Origin of the sequence: Mesorhizobium sp. M8A.F.Ca.ET.181.01.1.1, assembly GCF_004792025.1 — a bacterium.
Taxonomy (GTDB): domain Bacteria; phylum Pseudomonadota; class Alphaproteobacteria; order Rhizobiales; family Rhizobiaceae; genus Mesorhizobium.
Window position 1 is genome coordinate 43,210 of sequence record NZ_SRTV01000011.1, and the last position, 15,711, is coordinate 58,920.

Consider the following 15,711-nt stretch of genomic DNA (forward strand, 5'->3'; position numbering starts at 1 on the left):
ACTCCCTCCCACCTCTTGCGAGATCTCCCCATGGGTTCCCTGTCTTCGAAGAATGCGCTTGTCACCGGCTCGACCAGCGGCATCGGCCTCGCGATCGCCCGCGCCTTTGCCGCCGAGGGTGCCAACGTCACCATCAATGGCCTTGGCGACGCCGCTGCCATCGAGCAGGAGCGAGTCGGCATCGAGAAGGATTTCGGCGTCAGGTGCCGCTATTCCGACGCCAACATGATGGATGGCGCCGCGGTCACCGCCATGATCCACGACGCGGAAGAGGCGTTCGGCAGCCTCGACATCCTGGTCAACAATGCCGGCATCCAGCATGTGGCGCCGATCGAGGAGTTCCCCGACGACAAGTGGGAAGCCATCATCCGCATCAACCTGCTTGCCGCCTTCTACGCCATCAAGGCGGTGGTGCCGGGCATGAAAAGCCGCAAATGGGGCCGCATCATCAACACGGCCTCGGCGCACGCACTGGTCGCCTCGCCGTTCAAGTCGGCCTATGTTTCGGCCAAGCATGGTATATCGGGCCTGACCAAGACGGTGGCTCTGGAAGTCGCCCAGAACGGCATCACCGTGAACGCGATCGCGCCCGGCTATGTCTGGACGCCGCTGGTCGAAAAGCAGATCCCCGACACGATGAAGGCGCGCGGCATGACCGAGGAGCAGGTCAAGCACGACGTGCTGCTGGCCGCGCAACCGACCAAGGAATTCGTCACCGTGGAAGAGCTTGCGGCACTGGCATTGTTCCTGTGTTCGGATGCGGCCAAGCAGATCACCGGCACTACGTTACCGATGGACGGTGGCTGGACGGCGCAGTAGAGCTGGTCGAAACATACCGGCTTCAGGCCGACGCCAGGCGGCGGCAGGAAGGCAGTGCGCGAGCCCATGAAAATCATCCAGCTCTCCGATCCGCATCTGATGGCGCCGGGTGGCCGTCTTCATGGCTCCGATCCGCTCGCCCGGCTGGAGGCTTGCCTGGCCGATATCGGCAGGAACCATGCCGATGCCGATCTGGTGGTGATGTCAGGCGACCTGACCAATGATGGCGAGCGCGCCGCCTATGCGGCGTTGAGGCAGGCGCTGGCGGGGTTCGTGCCGCGTTGCCGGCTGATGCTCGGCAACCACGACGACAGGGCGCTTTTTCTCGAGATGTTCCCGGAAGCGCCGGCCGGGCGCGGGTTCGTCCAGAGCGTCTTCGATGGCAGCGATGGCCGCCTGATCCTGCTCGACACGCTGGACGCCGGACATGTCGAGGGCAGGCTGTGCGCGGCCCGTCTCGACTGGCTCGACGAGAAGCTGCAGGAAGCGCGCGACCGGCCGGCTTTCCTCTTCATGCACCACCCGCCGTTCCGGATCCACATGCCGGTGCTTGACGAGGTCAGGCTCGCCGACGCCGATGCCTTGCATGACATTCTCCGGCGCCACAGCAATGTCGGCCACATCTTCGCCGGCCATGTTCACAGGCTGATCGCCGGCAGCTGGCGCGGCATACCAGTCAGCACGCTGTGCAGCACCAACCACCAGAGCGCACTGGATTTTTCGGACAGCTGGCGGCTGGGCCATGAGCCGCCAGCCTATGCTGTCATCTTCATCGATGCGGATGGGGTGGTGGTACATTTCCACGATTTTGGGGCCGGCCAGCCCGAGCCGGTCAAGGGTCCTTGACGAGGCGGCTTTCGCCGCCGCCGAGGTGGGTCTCCCACACATGGTCCGAGATCAGCCGCCGGTACTCCCGGGTCATGACCAGTTTTCTGTGCGAGGCGCCGCCGATGTGAAAAAAAGCGCCGCCCAGCATGCGATGGTCCGCCTCTACCCCACCATAGTCGAGATCGGCTGCCGTCTTCTGTGCATCCGAAACATCGTTCTCAGCAAGCCCGCGATACAGCAGCGTCCAGTTTCCGCCGCCGGTGTCCATTCCGCTGACAAAACGCGGTGTGAAGTCCAGGTCCAGTCCTTGCACGGCGCTGAAGCGGAAGAAGCAGAACCCAGCCCACATGAACCAGGCTTCAGGGTCCGCTTGCGCTGGGCGCTTTGAGCCGTAGACGACTTTTCCCTCCATCATTGCGGGAATGTCCACGCGGGCGATCGGAAAGCAGTCGTGATCCAGAAATCCGAAAAGCTCCGGCCGCAATGGCCGAACGACGTTGTGGAAGATCCAGTTCATGGAAATCCCGTGCGACCGGTTGGGATGGCCTTCCCGATTCCGAGGCAAACCGAAATAAGTGACTTTTCGCTCCCGGCAGATGTCCGCAATACGCACCCTGGCTGATCGATCGGATGAATTGTCAACGACGACCAGCGTCATTCCCGAGGAATACAAATGCCAGGCGCGGGTGAGCGCATCGATGACCCAGGGCGTATTGAAGGCAATGACAAAGCAGAAGCGCTGGGAGCCGGTTTGCCGCAACTCCTCGGCGAATTTCAGGCCTTCGGGAATGCCGCGCGCGCGAAAATCACGCTCAATCAATGCGTTGCGAAAAGCCTTGACCTTTCTGACAGGCCAGTTGTGGTTCAGCAGATCAACAAGGCCCTTGGCCGGCTTCCAGCTCATGCAAACTTCGCCATTGCTCCAAAATCGGATGCCTGCTCATAAGACGAAGCCCATCTTCCCACAACCCTGGTCTTGAACCGCGAGAATTCGCGACCACCGGCTGGTCCGTACACGCATGCTGTATTTCAACCTGATCTGGTCGCGGCCGCTATCAATCGCGACATCGTAGCGCTAAAACGCCATCCGGGTTCTGCACGGGGTTGATATGTTTGTTGCGATCTTTCGCGCATTGCGCGCCATTCCCTTCATTGCTGCAAGTATTGCGCCGTAAAGCAGATAGCCCAGGACCTGGTGGCGCATTGCCGAGTATGACAGGGCCATCGGCGTCAGGAATCGCTTGGCGGTTCCCTCCACCACCCCGCGGCGCGCCGCGATGCGCCTGGCGAGCGCCTCATGCGACTGCGTGTAGGCCTCTGGATCGCCCGTCGTGCCGGACGCGTATTTGTCTTTCAGACGCCTGCTGAAGCGATTGGCGAACAAGGCCGAGCCGGTGATGCCGTGGATCATCGCGATCGGCTCCTGGCCGACGCTGCCGGACACCGGCACGATCAGTTCGCGGGCCGGATGCTCCGGTACCAGCGACGCGATCAAGCGGCCGAATTCGCGCGGTGTCTGGGCTTCGAGCAGGACCGAGGTCTGCAATTTGACGCCGAACCGCTTCTGCACGGCAAGCACCAAAGTCTCCGCCATCAGCGAATCGCCGCCGAGATCGAAGAAATTGTCGTCGAAGCCGACTGCCGGTACGCCCAACTCCGTGGCGAAGATGCCGGCAATCGCATGGGCCGGGCCATCGCCTGGCACTGCCACAGGTCCAACCCGTTGTTGCACGTTCATCGGAAGCCCCTAACCGATGCATGTTCACTGCCAACGCTTTTACGCAGGGTAACGGCTCCTAACAAGTATCCTGTGCGCCATGGGACGGGACGCACGCGCGCCGCCATTGCGTGCAGTCTCGTCACGGCAATGTGGAATTACGCGTTTTGCCGGCTCTCCACCGGCTTTTTCTGCTGTGCTGGACGCATTGTGAAAGTGCTGCAAAAACACGCAGATTTTGGACATTAGTCTTGACAGAAATACAGATGTTCAATACCCGTCAGGCAATTGAACAAGCCTGCATTATGGGAGGAATGAGCGGTATGGCTTCCAATGTTTCGTTGACGGGCCTTGCTCGCGATCTCGAGGAACGCGGCAAATCGGGCAAGCCGATCCGCATCGGCCTGATCGGGTCGGGCGAGATGGGAACCGACATCGTCACCCGTGTCGCCCACATGTCGGGCATCGAGATCGGGGCGATCTCCGAGCTGAACCTGCCTGCCGCCAGCAAGGCGGTGGACATTGCCTTCCAGGAAACCGGCCATGCGCGCGAAGTGTCGAACGCTTCGGCGATGACGGCTGCCATGGAAGCCGGCAAGGTGGCGGTCACCAATGACGCCAGCCTGGTCATCAACAATGATCTTATCGACGTCGTCATCGATGCCACCGGCGTTCCCGCCGTCGGCGCCGAGATCGGTTTGCGCGCCATGGAGCATGGCAAGCATCTGGTGATGATGAATGTCGAGGCCGACGTCACAATCGGCGCCTATCTGAAGAGCGAAGCCGACCGGCTCGGCGTCACCTATTCGCTGGGCGCCGGCGACGAGCCGTCCTCCTGCATGGAGCTGATCGAATTCGTCTCGGCGATGGGCCATCCGATCGTCGCCGCCGGCAAGGGCAAGAACAATCCGCTCAACATCGACGCCACGCCGCCCGCCTATGAGGAAGAGGCCAGGCGCCGGCACATGAACGTGCGCATGCTGGTCGAGTTCGTCGACGGCTCGAAGACCATGGTCGAGATGGCGGCGATCGCCAATGCCACCGGACTGGTGCCGGACAAGGCTGGCATGCATGGCCCTGCGGCGACGCTTGGCGAGTTGAACAAGGTCCTGGTGCCGCAGAAGGATGGCGGCGTGCTGTCCAGGGTCGGCGTCGTCGACTATTCGATCGGCAAGGGCGTCGCGCCGGGCGTCTTCGTCGTCGCCGACATGTCCCACCCGCGCATCTCGGAGCGCATGGAAGACCTGAAGATGGGCAAGGGCCCGTACTTCACCTTCCACCGCCCCTATCACCTGACTTCGCTCGAAGTGCCTCTGACCTGCGCCCGCGTCGTGCTCTACGGCAAGGCCGACATGGTGCCGCTGGCCAAGCCGGTGGCCGAAGTGGCCGCGGTTGCCAAGAAGGACATGCAGCCGGGCGAGAAGCTCGATGCGATCGGCGAATATTGCTATCGCGCCTGGATCATGACGGCGCCGGAAGCGCATGCCGTCAGGGCCATTCCCTGCGGCCTGCTGCAGGGCGGTTCGGTGACGGCGCCGATCAAGAAGGGTGAGTTGATCACCTACGCCAATGCCACCCCGGCTCCGGGCTCCAAGATCGCCGAACTGCGCGCCCGCCAGGACAAGCTCGTCTACGGAACCGTGGAGGCGTGATCATGGCCGGAGCCAGCAAAGCCGTCGCGGACAGCCGCGCCAACCTGCCTTTCGTCTATCGCCAGTACAGCGCCGAGCAGTTGAAGCAGGTGCTCTACAAGATGTACCTCATCCGCCGCTTTGAAGAGGGCGCGGAGGAAAGCTACACGCGCGGCCTCATCCACGGCACCATGCATCTATCGATCGGCCAGGAGGCCAGCGCCATGGGCATCTGCATGCCGCTTGGCGAGGATGACCAGATCACCTCGACGCATCGAGGCCATGGCCATTGCATCGCCAAGGGCGCGGAAGTGAAGCGCATGTTCGCCGAGTTCTTCGGCAAGACCACGGGCTACTGCAAGGGCCGCGGCGGTTCGATGCACATCGCCGATGTCGCCAAGGGCAATCTCGGCGCCAACGGCATTGTCGGCGGCGGCATTCCGATCGCGGTTGGCGCCGCGCTGTCCTCCAAGATGATGAAGACCGGCAAGGTGGTCGTCTCCTTCTTCGGCGACGGCGCCAACAATGAGGGCGCCTTCCACGAGGCGCTCAACATGGCGGCGGTCTGGAAGCTGCCTGTCATTTTCGTCTGCGAGAACAATGGCTACGGCATGTCGACATCGACGGCCCGGTCGACCGCGGTCAAGAACATCGCCGACCGTGCCGCCGCCTATTCGATGCCTGGCGTCATCGTCAACGGCAACATCTTCTCCGAGGTCGCCGAGGCTTCGTACAAGGCGGTCGAGCGGGCACGCGCGGGCGAGGGGCCGACGCTGATCGAGTCCAAGACCTACCGCCATCGCGGTCACTCCAAGAGCGACCGCAACCGCTACCGCACCAAGGAAGAGATCGAGGACTGGATGTCGAACCGCGACCCGATCACGCTGTTCGAGAACGAGTTGCGGGAATTCGGTTTCATCGACGACAAGGGCATCGAAGCCATCCGCGACGCGGTGGCGCAAGAGATCGCCGACGGCATCGAGTTCGCCAAGGCGAGCCCCTCGCCCGACGTCAGCGAGACCGGAAATTACGTGTATACGGAGCAGGCGTGATGGACGCGATGGTGCGTGAACTGAGCTACGCCCAGGCGATCCAGGAAGCTATGGCGATCGCCATGGACATGGACGAGCGCGTCTTCCTGATGGGCGAGGATATCGGCGTCTATGGCGGCGCCTTCCAGGTCACTGGCGACCTGGTCGATCGTTACGGCGCGGACCGGGTGCTGGACACGCCAATCTCGGAACTGGGTGGTGCTGGCGTCGCAGTCGGCGCTGCCGTCACCGGCATGCGGCCGATCTTCGAATTCCAGTTTTCGGATTTCGCCACGCTCGCCATGGAGCAGATCGTCAACCAGGCCGCCAAGATGCGCTTCATGCTGGGCGGCGAGGTTTCAGTGCCTGTCGTCATGCGCTTCCCTGCCGGCTCCGGCACGGGGGCCGCCGCGCAGCACAGCCAGAGCCTGGAAGCCTGGCTCGGCCATGTGCCGGGACTGAAGGTCATCCAGCCGGCGACACCCTATGATGCCAAGGGCATGCTTCTGGCTGCTGTCGCCGATCCCGATCCGGTCATGATCTTCGAGCACAAGCTGCTCTACAAGATGAAGGGGCCGGTGCCGGAAGGCTATTACACCGTGCCGATCGGCAAGGCCGACATCCGCCGCGAGGGCCGCGACCTCACCATCGTCGCCACCTCGATCATGGTGCAGAAGGCGCTTGACGCCGCCGCCACGCTGGAGGCCGAAGGCATCGACGTCGAAGTCGTCGACCTCCGGACCATCCGGCCGATGGACAAGCAGACCGTCATCGACAGCGTCAAGAAGACGTCGCGGCTGATGTGCGTCTACGAAGCCGTCAAGACGCTGGGCATCGGCGCCGAGGTCAGCGCCATGATCGCCGAGAGCGAGGCGTTCGATTATCTCGATGCGCCGATCGTGCGACTGGGCGGCGCGGAAACGCCGATCCCCTACAATCCGGAGCTGGAAAAGGCCACGGTGCCGCAGGTTCCCGACATCATCATCGCCGCGCGCGACCTCGTGAAAGGGGTTCGCTGAGACATGCCGACCGAAGTCATTCTTCCCAAGGTCGACATGGACATGGCGACCGGACAGATTTCGCGCTGGTTCGCCGAGGAAGGCGCTCAGGTCAAGAAGGGCGACGTGCTGTTCGAGATCGAGACCGACAAGGCCGCGATGGAGATCGATGCGCCTGCCAGTGGCGTGCTTCGCGACGTGACCGGCAAGGAAGGCTTCGATATTCCGGTCGGCGCGCCGGTCGCCTGGATCTATGCCGACGGCGAGGCTTATGGGACCAAGCAGGACGCGGCGCCAGTCTCCCCCCTCGCGACGAAGCACGATGTCCTTTCAACTGCCGGGAGCGAGGCGCCCCCCTCCGCCCTGCCGGGCATCTCCCCCACAAGGGGGGAGATCGGCCAATCGCCGTCGGGCGCACGCGCGACACCGTTGGCTCGCCGCTTGGCGCGCGAGGCGGGTCTCACCCTTTCAGCCATATCAGGCACCGGCCCGCATGGCCGTGTGGTCAAGGCGGACATCGATGCGGCGATTGCGAAGGGCGGCGCCAGGGAGGCTCCGGCGGTCGCTCCCGAAGCTCCTGCCGCATCTGCGCCGGCAGTAAAGGCGATGTCGGACGATCAGGTGCTGAAGCTGTTCGAGCAAGGCTCTTATGAACTCGTCCCGCACGACAATATGCGCAAGACCATCGCGCGGCGCCTGGTCGAGGCCAAGACCAGCATCCCGCATTTCTACCTGACGCTCGACTGCGAGCTCGACGCGCTGCTTTCGCTGCGCACGCAGCTCAATGCGGCGGCACCGGTGAAGAAGACCGACAAGGGTGAGGCGCCCGCCTACAAGCTGTCGGTCAACGACATGGTGATCAAGGCGATGGCCATGGCGCTGAAGGCGGTGCCGGATGCCAATGCCTCGTGGACCGAGAGCGCCATGGTCAAGCACAAGCATGCCGATGTCGGCGTCGCCGTGTCGATCCCCGGCGGCCTGATCACGCCGATCATCCGCCACGCCGATGAAAAGACGCTGTCGGTCATCTCCAACGAGATGAAGGACTTGGCCAGCCGTGCCCGCAGCCGCAAGCTGAAGCCGGAAGAGTACCAGGGCGGCACCACGGCGGTGTCCAACCTCGGCATGTTCGGCATCAAGGACTTTGCCGCCGTCATCAACCCGCCGCACGCGACGATCCTGGCGGTCGGCGCCGGCGAGGAGCGCGCGGTGGTCAAGAACGACGAGATCAAGATCGCCACCGTGATGTCGGTGACGCTGTCGACCGACCATCGTGCGGTTGACGGAGCGCTGGGGGCCGAACTCTTGGTCGCCTTCAAGAAGTTGATCGAGAACCCGATGGGCATGCTGGTCTGAACGGTTTTCCGCGCTGCCTTCGGAGTATGCCGGCAGCGGAAAGCGGGTTGACAGCAGGAGCCCGCCTCCCGCTCCATTCGTTGCGCTGTGCCCGGGGCCTTCCCGGCCCCACTCGAGGCTGCCAGACAGCCTCTCTTTCCTGATGAATGCGATCTGATCCGGGCGCTGACACTCAGTGTCATCCACCAGTCATATGGGCCGTGCAGGGAGAATATGGAAACCGGCCAGGATGCCGGTCCGCTCATGCACAGACAGGATCAGGAGGTCTCATGAAGACGCTATTCATCAAGCTGCTGGCCAGCCAGCTGGCGCTCGCCGCAACTTTGTTTGCCGGCGTGGCAAATGCCGAAACGCTGACGCTCTACACATCCCAACCCGAGGCGGACGCGGCCAAGACCGTGGATGCCTTCAAGAAGGCGCAGCCCGGCATCGACGTTACCATCTATCGCTCGGGAACCAGCGACATCCTGACCAAGATGGCGGCCGAATTCGCCGCGGGCAGCCCGCAGCCCGACGTGCTCCTGATCGCCGACGCGGTCTCGATGGAGTTGCTGAAGAAGGATGACCGGTTGATGGCCTATCCCGGGGCCAAGCTCGACGGTATCGATGCGGATGCCTATGACGCCGACAAGACCTATTTCGGCAGCAAGCTGATCACCACCGGCATCGTCTACAACACCGCGGCCGCGCAAAAGCCGGAGCATTGGGCAGACCTTGCCAAGCCGGCCTATGCCGACGGCCTGGTCATGCCGAGCCCGCTCTATTCGGGCGCTGCCGCCTACCTGCTTTCGGGCTTTGTCGGCGACGCTAACTATGGCTGGGATTTCTTCCGGAAGCTGAAGACCAACAGCACCGTCAGCGTGCGCGGCAATGGCGCGGTGCTGAAGTCGGTGGCATCGGGCGAGAAGCCCTATGGCATCCTCGTCGACTTCATGGCGATGAACGCCAAGAAGAAGGGCTCGCCGGTCGAGTTCGTTTTCCCCAGCGAAGGCGTGCCTGCCGTGACCGAGCCGGTCGCCATCATGAAGACCGCCAAGAACGTCGATGGCGCGAAAAAATTCGTCGACTTCATTTTGTCCGATGAAGGCCAGAAGCTGGCGCTGTCGATGGGCTATCTGCCGGCGCGCGCCTCGGTCGGCCGTCCCGACTGGCTGCCGGAAGGCGTCAAAATCAAGGTGATGCCGTTCGACACCAAGGCCATTGTTGCCAAGACTGACGCCGACAAGGCAAAGTTCTCGGAACTGTTCGGCGGCTGAGCCGACAGTCAGGCGAGATGCCGTTTCCACGGCATCTCGCCAGTTCCGGCGAAACGTGATCGAATCGATCGACCGATCCCAGGAAACCAATCATGTCGGCACGAATCAGGGAAAGCCGGGGCCAGGAAATGGCCCTGACGGCGGCGGTTGCCGTCGTCATTGTGCTGCTTTCGCTGCTGCCCATGCTGCGCCTCGTCAAGGAGATCGCGGCACCCGGCGGCGTCTTGACGACCGTGGCCGTGGAGGCCGGGCTGAGAAGCCCGGCAACCTGGATCGCGACCTGGCACACGCTGGTCGTCGGCATTGGCGGCACTCTTCTGGCTGTGCTGTCGGGCACGCTGGTGGCCGTGCTGGTCTCGCTGACCGACATACGTGGCCGAAGCGCCCTGGTGCTCTGCTACGTCATGCCGCTGCTGATCGCGCCGCAGGTGACGGCGCTGGCCTGGCTGCAACTGTTCGGCCCGGCGAGCCCGTTCCTAAAACTGTTCGGGGCAGCGCCGCCGCTCGGCACGAAGAACCTGCTCTATTCGACCTCGGGCATCATCCTGCTGCTTGGCGTCCAATACGGCCCGCTGGTCTTCCTGCTGGTGCGTGCCGGCCTGCGCAAGCTGCCGCGCGAACTGGTCGAGGCGGCGCGCGCCGGCGGCGCGAACTGGTTCACCGTACTGGTCACCATCGTGCTGCCCTTGATGACGCCGTCGATCATGGCGGCGGCCGCACTTGCCTTCGTCTCCTGTGTCGGCAATTTCGGCATTCCGGCGTTTCTCGGCATTCCCGCCAACTATCTCGTGCTGCCGACGCTCATCTATCAGAAGCTGGCCGGCGGCGGTCCGGCGGTGCTCGGCGAGACCGCGTTTCTGTCGGTGCTGATCGGCATCATCGCCATGGCCGGCATCCTCGCCCAGGAGGGGATGAGCCGTCGCCGCGACTACCGTATTTCCTCGACATCGCTGCCGTCCGAACCTTATGAGCTCGGCCGCTGGCGGCCGGTCGTCCAGGCCGGCATGTGGCTGCTCATCCTGCTGGTGCTGGTCCTGCCGCTGTTCGGGCTGGTGCTGACCTCGCTGGTGCCGGGCTACGGCATCGCGCTCACCGCCAAAACGGCGACGCTCGACAATTACCGTTTCGTGCTGTTCGAGCATGATGCCGCCAATCGCGCCTTCTTCAACAGTTTCTGGCTGTCGATCGTGGCTGCTTTCTTCGCGGTTATCGTTGCCGTGCCGGTCGGCTATCTCATCGCCTGGGGCAAGCAGCGCTGGGTGCGGCTGCTCAACCTGTCGGTCGAACTGCCCTATGCCTTGCCCGGCGTGGTGCTGGCGATCGCCTCGCTGCTGTTGTTTCTCAGGCCGATCCCGCTGACCGGCATCCAGCTCTACAACACCGTCTGGATTATCCTCTACGCTTATCTCGCCCGCTTCCTGGTGCTGGCGCTGCGGCCGACCATCAGCGGCTATCATCAGATCGACCGGGCGCTGGAGGAGGCCGCACAGGTGGCGGGCGCCGGCCTGTTCACGCGTATGCGCACCATCATCTTTCCGCTCGTCGCACCGGCGGCGATCGCCGGCGGCCTCCTGATCTTCATGACGGCGCTCAGCGAACTCACCGTCTCGGCGCTGCTGTGGTCATCGGGGGCCGAAACGATCGGCGTGGTGATGTTTTCCTTCGAGCAGGGCGGTGATTCCAACTACGCGGCGGCGATGTCCGTCATCACGGTCGCGGTCACCTTCGCGCTGATGCTGGTGACCAACCTGCTTGCCCCTCATCTTCCGAGCGGAGTTCTGCCATGGCGCGACTGACGCTGGACCATGTGACCAAGAGCTTCACCGATTTCGATGCCGTGAAGGATGTCTCGATCGATGTCGCTGACGGCCAGTTTCTGGCGGTGCTCGGACCTTCCGGCTGTGGCAAGACGACGTTGCTGCGGCTGGTCGCCGGTTTCGAGAAAGTGACTTCGGGCGAAATCCGCATCGGCGGCGAGGTCGTGTCGGGCAAGGGCGGCAGCGTCGCGCCGGAAAAGCGGCGTGTCGGCATCGTCTTCCAGAACTATGCGCTGTGGCCGCACATGAGCGTCGCCGAGAATATCGGCTATTCGCTGAAGGTGGCCAAGCTCGACAAGGCCGTCGCGCGTCAAAAAGTGGAAGACGCGCTCGCGCTGGTCAATCTGCAGGGCCTTGGCGAGCGCAGGCCGGCCAATCTCTCCGGCGGTCAGCGCCAGCGCGTGGCGTTGGCGCGTTGCCTTGTCGCCGCGCCGTCGCTGGTGCTGTTCGACGAGCCGCTCGCCAATCTCGACGTGCATCTGAGAGCCTCGATGGAGGACGAGTTCGCCGCCTTTCACAAGCGCACGGGCACGACCATCGTCTACATCACCCACGACCAGGCCGAGGCGATGGCGCTGGCCGACCGTATCGCGGTGATGGACCACGGACGCCTGGCGCAGCTTGCGACGCCGCGCGAACTCTATCATGAGCCGGCAAATGAGATGGTGGCCTCCTTCATCTCGCAAGGCATCCTGCTGCCAGCGGATGTGATGACGAGCGAAGACGGCGGCCGTTGCAAGGTCAGGGTTCTCGGAACCGAACTGGTGGTCCGCTGTCGGCCTGGCGAGCGGCCACGCGCCGGCGCCAGGATATGCTGCCGATCCGCTGATATCGAGCTTTCCGCCGATGCCTCGGGCTTCGACGGTCTCGTCAAGCGGGCGATCTACCAGGGAGGTGCCGCGCGCATAGAATTTACGCCTGCTGCCGGTCCCGACCTGACCTTGCGTTTCGAGCAGCCCGATCCGGTCGTGCTGGAGAACGGTGCGCAGGTCCGGCTGCGCATAAGATCCGGCTGGCTGATCCCTGCCGCGGGAGCCGCCGCATGACTTGCTCGGCGGGGTGAGTCGCGACTCGTAACGCAGGCCCGCGCGTGATCATCCTGATCACCAAGCTGTCAGCGACCAAATTGCGCCAATCCGATCCCTATGCTTGAAGCCGCCGCTATTTCATTCCACATCGGTCAGGATGAACGAGGCACGAGAACGGCGTCGGAATATGTTGTGGGGTATCCCCGCATCACTGATCCTGCACGTGCTTGTCGCGGCGCTCCTGGTGTATGGCGTGCCCCCACGTCCCCAACAGCCGCGAGAGGAACAGCCGGTCAATGTCGCGATCGTGCCTCCGCCCGATCAGCCGAAGCCGAAACCTGTTCCCCCACCGCCAAAGCAGCCCAAAGTCGAAAAGCCGCCGGAACCCAAGGTTCAAAAACCGCCCGAGCAGCCGCCCAAGCCGGTGAACATTCCGGTTCTGAAGCGCGTTTTTCAATATGGCGAAAAGGATACGGGGCCTGAGAAATCTCTCGACGGCGGCAGCGCTCAAGCCAATGCACCGCTGCCGGCCAAGGATGAGGCCGCGAAGCCGCCAGTCGAACCGAAACCCGCGCCGACCCAATCCGCCGCGCCTGCAAATCCCGAGCAACAGGCAGCCTCCAACAAGGCCGACGAGAAGCCGGCAACCGACGTGCCGGACGAAAAACCCGCGCAAAGCGAGAAAAAGGAGGAGACTGAAGACACCGACAAACAGCAGGCGACGCCGCAAGCCGGCGAAAAGCAAGCGGTCGTGGCGCCAAAGCCATTGGCTGCCGAGGCCGCCGACAAGCCGGCGCCTCCATCCTCGGAAGAAAAGGCAAAGCCTAAACCCGCAAAGCCGATGAAGTTCAAATCCGCAACAGCCTTCAAAGCCCCAGGCGGGAAGGCGGGAAGGTCAAATCCCACCAACACCGAGGCTGCGGGATCGCCGATCTACTCCGGCCTTCCGGGCGTCAGAAAGCTTTACTCGCAAGGCGCAACCGGCAATGCGCTGGCCACAAGCTCCATGGACAACGTGCCGCGCGATCAGCGCGTTGCCAACCTTTGCGGCAACGTTCTGGACCAGGAATTGCAAAGTGCTGATTATTCGCCCAAATGGGTGCCAACCATTCCGCTGAAGCTGGGCAACGTCCTTAACCCTCCGCATGCCGCCTTCAGCACCAGAACCCAATGGTACAGTCTGAACTTCCGGTGCGAGGTCGACGCTGATGCGACGAGGGTCCTGTCTTTCAACTTCCGTGTTGGGTCATTGATCCCGCCCGGCGAATGGGCCAGCCGTGGATTCACTAAGTATCCGCTAAATTAGGCCGGCACGCCGAGCCGGGGCAATCGCCGGTCATCCAGGTCGCCAAGCTGTCGGCGGTTAAATAGCGCCAATCCAGTGCCCGTGCTTGAAGCCGCCGCGATTTCATTCCACATCGAAGGTGATGAAGGACGAGGCACGAGAACGGCGTCGGAATCTGTTGTGGGGCGTGCCCGCATCGCTGATCCTGCACGTGCTCATCGCGGCGATCCTGATATATGGGCTGCCAATCCCTCCCCAACAGCTGCGGGAGGAGCAGCCGGTCAATGTCGCGCTCGTGCCTCCGCCCGATCAGCCAAAGCCGAAACCTGTTCCGCCTCCACCGGAACCAAAGGTAGAAAAACCGCCTGAGCAGAAGGTTGAGAAACAGCCTCCGTCGGAAAAGCAGGCGCAGAAGCCCCCGCCAGTGGAGGTCCTGAAGCCCGTTTTTCAGTTCGGCGACAAGGATACCGGCCCGAGGAAATCCCTGGATGGGACCAGCGCTCAAGACAGCTCGCCATTCCCGGCCAAGAATGAGCCTTCGAAGCCGCCGGTCGAACCGAAGCCGGCGGAAAACCAGCCTGCCACACCACCAGACTCCGATCCAGCCAAGGACGCGCAGAAGCAGGCAGCTTCAACCGAGGACGTGGATAAACAACAGGCAGCCAACCCGGAGGCAGAAAAGCAGGCGGGGCTCGAAGCCGCCAAGCAACAGGGCGCGCTATCAACGCCGTTGGCTGCCGATGGCGACGTCGAGCTTCCCACATCAGCCGAAGCGCCAAAGCCCAAACCAGCAAATGCGCCGAAACCCAAGGTCTCGAAGTCCGCATCGCAGCGCGACTCGGGCCTTCCGGGCGTTCGCAAACTCTACTCGCAGGGTGCCACTGACGATGCGTTGGCCACGACCTCGATGGGTGGTTTGCCGCGCAGTCAGCGGGGAGCCAAACTTTGTGCCAGTGTGTTGCAGCAGCAATTGCTGGACGCCTCTTACTTTCCCGACCTGATCCCAAGTGTCCCACTTAGAGCGGGCAATGTTGTTGACGGCTCGGATGTAGCCTTCCGCACCACAACTGCCTGGTATCATCTGGGCTTCCGGTGCGAGGTCGACACCAATGCGACGAGGGTCCTGTCCTTTAATTTCCGTGTGGGGCCAGTGATCCCGCGCGACCAATGGGCCCGCCTTAGGCTTTACTAGCTACGCCGGTACACCGAGCCCCGACAATTGCCGGCTCACTTCACTCCAGTCGGCGCAGACGAAATCGGCACCGGCGGCCATCAGCCGTGCGGCATGCTCCGCATAAGTATGTCCGCCACCTGTATAGCCGACCGCCGTCATGCCGGCGGCAACCGCGCCCTGGATGCCGAAAGGCGAATCCTCGATGACGACGCAGTCGGCCGGACTGGCGCCCATCGCCGCCGCGGCGAACAGGAAAATATCAGGCGCGGGCTTGCCGTTCTTGACCATCGAAGAGCTGTAGATCGCATCGCCGAAGAACCGCGCCAGCCCGGTGATGGCCAGGCTGTGGTTGATGCGTTCGACGGAGGACGACGAGGCAACGCAGCGGTCGCCGTCGAGCGTCTCCAGGAATGCGGCGATTCCCGGTGTCGGCTTCAATTCCTGCGAAAACAGGATCTTGGTCTCGGCCCAGATATCGCTGTCGGCGGCCGCGGGAAACTGATGGCCGGTCAATTCCTTGATCCTGACGATGATGTCGGCCTGTTTCATGCCGACGCACTGCGCGATGATGCCGCCGTGAACGCCCGGCATGCCATGCTTTTCATAGACGCGCTCGTAGGCCCTGGCGGCCAGGGGCTCGCTGTCGACGAGAACGCCGTCGCAATCGAAGATGATGGGCCTTGCTCGCGCCACGCGCTTGTCTCCTCAACTCAAATTTCGCACATCGCTATCGGCAAAAAGTCAGATGTTCAATAGCGCGGTGTTTTTTGG

The 15,711-nt window shown here is 63.0% G+C and carries 14 protein-coding genes; 11 read left to right on the plus strand and 3 right to left on the minus strand.

The genetic code is table 11. The annotated features are described in order from the left end of the window. Nucleotides 1-30 precede the first annotated feature (30 nt). Both EN824_RS29045 and EN824_RS29050 read left to right on the plus strand, forming a co-directional pair. A complete protein-coding gene (locus EN824_RS29045; RefSeq protein ID WP_127280246.1) occupies nt 31-819 on the plus strand; it encodes a 3-hydroxybutyrate dehydrogenase in 789 nt (262 codons plus the stop codon). 66 nt (nt 820-885) lie between these two features. Next, entirely contained in the window at nt 886-1,665 is a 780-nt protein-coding gene (locus EN824_RS29050) for a phosphodiesterase (RefSeq protein WP_135932971.1), read from the plus strand. On the opposite strand, the gene EN824_RS29055 is transcribed toward EN824_RS29050, so the two are convergent. Further along, nucleotides 1,652-2,551 (minus strand): hypothetical protein, encoded by a 900-nt coding sequence (locus EN824_RS29055; RefSeq protein WP_127279555.1) that lies wholly within the window; start codon nt 2,549-2,551, stop codon nt 1,652-1,654. The genes EN824_RS29050 and EN824_RS29055 overlap by 14 nt on opposite strands. A gap of 171 nt (nt 2,552-2,722) precedes the next feature. Beyond that, the gene (locus EN824_RS36215; protein WP_272483030.1) at nt 2,723-3,385 is read right to left on the minus strand and encodes an acyl carrier protein; all 663 of its coding nucleotides are present in this window, start codon (nt 3,383-3,385) and stop codon (nt 2,723-2,725) included. A gap of 302 nt (nt 3,386-3,687) precedes the next feature. On the opposite strand from EN824_RS36215, the gene EN824_RS29065 reads away from it, so the two are divergent. The 9 genes from EN824_RS29065 to EN824_RS29105 all read left to right on the plus strand — a co-directional run bounded on the left by EN824_RS29065 (nt 3,688) and on the right by EN824_RS29105 (nt 14,958). After that, nucleotides 3,688-5,016 (plus strand): NAD(P)H-dependent oxidoreductase, encoded by a 1,329-nt coding sequence (locus EN824_RS29065; RefSeq protein WP_127279554.1) that lies wholly within the window; start codon nt 3,688-3,690, stop codon nt 5,014-5,016. A gap of 2 nt (nt 5,017-5,018) precedes the next feature. Beyond that, nucleotides 5,019-6,047, plus strand: a complete 1,029-nt coding sequence (locus tag EN824_RS29070) for a thiamine pyrophosphate-dependent dehydrogenase E1 component subunit alpha (RefSeq protein WP_127279553.1) — start codon at nt 5,019-5,021, stop codon at nt 6,045-6,047. Further along, nucleotides 6,047-7,045, plus strand: coding sequence for an alpha-ketoacid dehydrogenase subunit beta (locus EN824_RS29075; protein WP_127279552.1), 999 nt, complete (start codon nt 6,047-6,049; stop codon nt 7,043-7,045). Before EN824_RS29070 ends, EN824_RS29075 begins: the two co-directional genes overlap by 1 nt. A 3-nt stretch (nt 7,046-7,048) precedes the next feature. Further along, nucleotides 7,049-8,380, plus strand: a complete 1,332-nt coding sequence (locus tag EN824_RS29080; protein WP_135932972.1) for a pyruvate dehydrogenase complex dihydrolipoamide acetyltransferase — start codon at nt 7,049-7,051, stop codon at nt 8,378-8,380. Between the two features lie 269 nt (nt 8,381-8,649). Next, a complete protein-coding gene (locus tag EN824_RS29085; RefSeq protein ID WP_127872175.1) occupies nt 8,650-9,636 on the plus strand; it encodes an ABC transporter substrate-binding protein in 987 nt (328 codons plus the stop codon). A gap of 92 nt (nt 9,637-9,728) precedes the next feature. Beyond that, on the plus strand, nt 9,729-11,432 hold the full coding sequence (locus tag EN824_RS29090; RefSeq protein WP_135867584.1) for an iron ABC transporter permease: 1,704 nt from the start codon (nt 9,729-9,731) through the stop codon (nt 11,430-11,432). Next, nucleotides 11,420-12,499, plus strand: a complete 1,080-nt coding sequence (locus tag EN824_RS29095) for an ABC transporter ATP-binding protein (protein ID WP_127279232.1) — start codon at nt 11,420-11,422, stop codon at nt 12,497-12,499. The genes EN824_RS29090 and EN824_RS29095 overlap by 13 nt, the downstream gene beginning before the upstream one ends. Nucleotides 12,500-12,638: 139 nt before the next feature. After that, entirely contained in the window at nt 12,639-13,787 is a 1,149-nt protein-coding gene (locus EN824_RS29100) for a DUF930 domain-containing protein (RefSeq protein ID WP_135867588.1), read from the plus strand. A 121-nt stretch (nt 13,788-13,908) separates the two neighbouring features. After that, a complete protein-coding gene (locus EN824_RS29105; protein WP_135932973.1) occupies nt 13,909-14,958 on the plus strand; it encodes a DUF930 domain-containing protein in 1,050 nt (349 codons plus the stop codon). On the opposite strand, the gene EN824_RS29110 is transcribed toward EN824_RS29105, so the two are convergent. Continuing rightward, on the minus strand, nt 14,959-15,633 hold the full coding sequence (locus EN824_RS29110) for an HAD family phosphatase (protein WP_127279230.1): 675 nt from the start codon (nt 15,631-15,633) through the stop codon (nt 14,959-14,961). Nucleotides 15,634-15,711: the final 78 nt, after the last annotated feature.

What these genes read in the sequence shown, in the direction of transcription:
- EN824_RS29045 (WP_127280246.1), top strand. Translation starts at nt 31, where the DNA reads ATGGGTTCCCTGTCTTCGAAGAATGCGCTTGTCACCGGCTCGACCAGC.
- EN824_RS29050 (WP_135932971.1), top strand. Translation starts at nt 886, where the DNA reads ATGAAAATCATCCAGCTCTCCGATCCGCATCTGATGGCGCCGGGTGGC.
- EN824_RS29055 (WP_127279555.1), bottom strand. Translation starts at nt 2,551, where the DNA reads ATGAGCTGGAAGCCGGCCAAGGGCCTTGTTGATCTGCTGAACCACAAC.
- EN824_RS36215 (WP_272483030.1), bottom strand. Translation starts at nt 3,385, where the DNA reads ATGAACGTGCAACAACGGGTTGGACCTGTGGCAGTGCCAGGCGATGGC.
- EN824_RS29065 (WP_127279554.1), top strand. Translation starts at nt 3,688, where the DNA reads ATGGCTTCCAATGTTTCGTTGACGGGCCTTGCTCGCGATCTCGAGGAA.
- EN824_RS29070 (WP_127279553.1), top strand. Translation starts at nt 5,019, where the DNA reads ATGGCCGGAGCCAGCAAAGCCGTCGCGGACAGCCGCGCCAACCTGCCT.
- EN824_RS29075 (WP_127279552.1), top strand. Translation starts at nt 6,047, where the DNA reads ATGGACGCGATGGTGCGTGAACTGAGCTACGCCCAGGCGATCCAGGAA.
- EN824_RS29080 (WP_135932972.1), top strand. Translation starts at nt 7,049, where the DNA reads ATGCCGACCGAAGTCATTCTTCCCAAGGTCGACATGGACATGGCGACC.
- EN824_RS29085 (WP_127872175.1), top strand. Translation starts at nt 8,650, where the DNA reads ATGAAGACGCTATTCATCAAGCTGCTGGCCAGCCAGCTGGCGCTCGCC.
- EN824_RS29090 (WP_135867584.1), top strand. Translation starts at nt 9,729, where the DNA reads ATGTCGGCACGAATCAGGGAAAGCCGGGGCCAGGAAATGGCCCTGACG.
- EN824_RS29095 (WP_127279232.1), top strand. Translation starts at nt 11,420, where the DNA reads ATGGCGCGACTGACGCTGGACCATGTGACCAAGAGCTTCACCGATTTC.
- EN824_RS29100 (WP_135867588.1), top strand. Translation starts at nt 12,639, where the DNA reads ATGAACGAGGCACGAGAACGGCGTCGGAATATGTTGTGGGGTATCCCC.
- EN824_RS29105 (WP_135932973.1), top strand. Translation starts at nt 13,909, where the DNA reads ATGAAGGACGAGGCACGAGAACGGCGTCGGAATCTGTTGTGGGGCGTG.